Source organism: Micromonospora sp. NPDC003776, assembly GCF_053605645.1.
On record NZ_JBSGJR010000818.1, the window covers coordinates 1 to 2,241 of the forward strand.

The window sequence follows — 2,241 nt, forward strand, 5'->3', positions numbered from 1 at the left end:
GCCTTCGCCGGCAGGCCCGACAGCGACACCTTCAGCGAGCTGGGGTACGAGCTGGTCGCCCCGGCCGAGCACGCGCTCGCCGTGTGGGACGCGCTCTTCGCCGCGGGCGCCGCGTACGAGCTGCGGGCCTGCGGGCTGGCCGCGCGGGACACCCTGCGCACCGAGATGGGCTACCCGCTGCACGGGCAGGACCTCTCGCTGGAGATCACCCCGGTGCAGGCCCGCTCCGGCTGGGCGGTCGGCTGGGACAAGCCGGCCTTCTGGGGGCGGGACGCCCTGCTCGCCGAGAAGGCCGCCGGCCCCCGGCGTACGCTGCGCGGTCTCGAAGCGGTGGACCGGGCGATCCCGCGCCCCGGCATGACGGTGCACGCCGGTGACCGGCAGGTCGGCACTATCACCAGCGGCACCTTCAGCCCCACGCTGAAGCAGGGCATCGCCCTGGCCCTGATCGACACCGACGCCAACCTCTCCGACGGCGACGTCGTCGAGGTCGACATCCGGGGCCGCCGCGCCCAGATGCGCCTGCGCCGTCCCCCCTTCGTCCAGCCCTCCGTCCGCTGACCTTCCCGTTGATCAAGGAGTTTGCGTCTCCGGCGGGCCGGATCCTGACGCAAACTCCTTGATCAACTCCTTGGGGAGGGGGCGGTCAGTCGGCGGTGGGGGGTTCGCCGGCGTCCAGGACGGCCTGGGTCCAGCCGCCCTCGATCACGCCGGTGGTGTCCAGCACGGCCCAGTCGACCACGTCGGACGCCTCCACCACCACGGGGGAGCCGATCCGGACGGTGGGGTCGCTGTTGGCGTCGCTGGCGCTGGCGCCGACGATGCGTTCCGGGCTGTCCCAGGAGGTCACCCCGGCCCAGACGAACTCGGGGCCGTCGTCGCCGGGCAGCCCGTACTTGACCACGAGCTGGGTCTCGGCGGGCAGCTGGCCGGCGAGGAAACGGGCGCGGATGTCGCCCAGCCCGGCCCGGGCGGTGGCGATCGCCTTGCTCATCGCGTCGCCCGGGCGGGCGTACCGGACGTCGGGCTGGATGCCGTTGAACAGGGTGGCGCAGGCGGCGGCGAAGTAGCGGCCGGGCGGCCCCGGGTGCCCGGGCGGCGGGCGGAGGGTCAGGAACGAGTCGGCGTCCGGGTCGGTCGCCGGGTCCAGCTCCAGCGCCAGCAGCACCGGCGCCGTCGCCCCGTGCTGCTCCGGATTCCCGTACGCCACCGCGATGTCGTGCCCGGTCACCGTGGCCAGCACCGGCAGCTGCACGAACGCCGGCACCTCCTCGCCGGCCAGCCCCTCGGTCCACTCGCGCAGCAGCCGCCGCGCGGCACCGGTCATCACCGCGCCCCAGGCCCGGGTGAGATGGTCCGGCACCCCCTGGGCCTGCAACTCCAGCAGCCCGAACCGGCGCAGCCCCTTGGTGGTGAACCAGAGCCCGTCGGCGTCCGACGAGTACGGCACCAGCACCCAGTCGACCAGCCGGATCCGGCCCTGCTCGTCGGGGAGCGAGCGCAGCGCGGCCGCCGGGTCGAGGAACTGCAGCCCGAAGACGTCCACCACGTCCCCGTCGACCGTCTCGGCGACCGCCGCGGCCACCGCCCGGGCCGCCCACTCGTGCGCCGGCGGCCAGCCCGGCCGGTACTCGGCCTGCACCACGACCAGATGGGTGGCGGCGGCCAGCCGGGCCAGCTGCTCCTCGGTGGCGCCGAAGGCGGTGAGCAGGTCCGGCGGCAGCTCGGGGAACTCGCTGATCGGCCGGGTGTCCACGGTCATCAGTGGGCTGTCCAGCATCTGCTTGGCCAGCCCGTGCACCGGTTCGGCGAGCCGCCCGGCGAGCCCCGCGACCGCGGTCTTCGGGCTGACCTTCGGCAGCCCGGTGATGGGTACGAGATAGGTCGCGTCCAGCGACTCCGGGACCGGTACGGGCAGGAAGTCGTCCGTGATGAGCATGCCGTCCCCCTCGACACCGCCGGTGCTGTCGGTTGAGAACGCTACCCGCCCGGACGGGTGACGCTCAGCCGGACAGCACCAGTCCCAGGTAGGACAGCGTGGTGACGATCTCCACGGTGGCTCCCAGCACGTCGCCGGTGACTCCGCCGAGGCGGCGTACCACGTGCCGCAGGAGCGCAGCCGCGACGGCGAGCGCGGCGAGGACGGCGAGCGGCCCCTGCCACGGCCGGCCCGGCACCGCCGGCACGGCCAGCAGCGCGACGGCCGCCGCGCCGACGACCAGTGGGACCGGTCCCACGGGG

The 2,241-nt window shown here is 74.6% G+C and carries 3 protein-coding genes; 1 reads left to right on the forward strand and 2 read right to left on the reverse strand.

The genetic code is table 11. From position 1 onward, the window contains the following. The coding region (locus ACWEVO_RS35285; protein WP_452311744.1) for a glycine cleavage T C-terminal barrel domain-containing protein at window positions 1-561 on the forward strand (561 nt) is incomplete at its 5' end. An 85-nt stretch (window positions 562-646) separates the two neighbouring features. Here ACWEVO_RS35285 and ACWEVO_RS35290 read toward each other — a convergent pair. Then, a complete protein-coding gene (locus ACWEVO_RS35290) occupies window positions 647-1,939 on the reverse strand; it encodes a DUF2314 domain-containing protein (RefSeq protein WP_452311745.1) in 1,293 nt (430 codons plus the stop codon). A 64-nt stretch (window positions 1,940-2,003) separates the two neighbouring features. After that, on the reverse strand, window positions 2,004-2,241 hold a 238-nt coding region (locus tag ACWEVO_RS35295), incomplete at its 5' end, for an adenosylcobinamide-GDP ribazoletransferase (RefSeq protein WP_452311746.1).

What these genes read in the sequence shown, in the direction of transcription:
- ACWEVO_RS35290 (WP_452311745.1), bottom strand. Translation starts at nt 1,939, where the DNA reads ATGCTCATCACGGACGACTTCCTGCCCGTACCGGTCCCGGAGTCGCTG.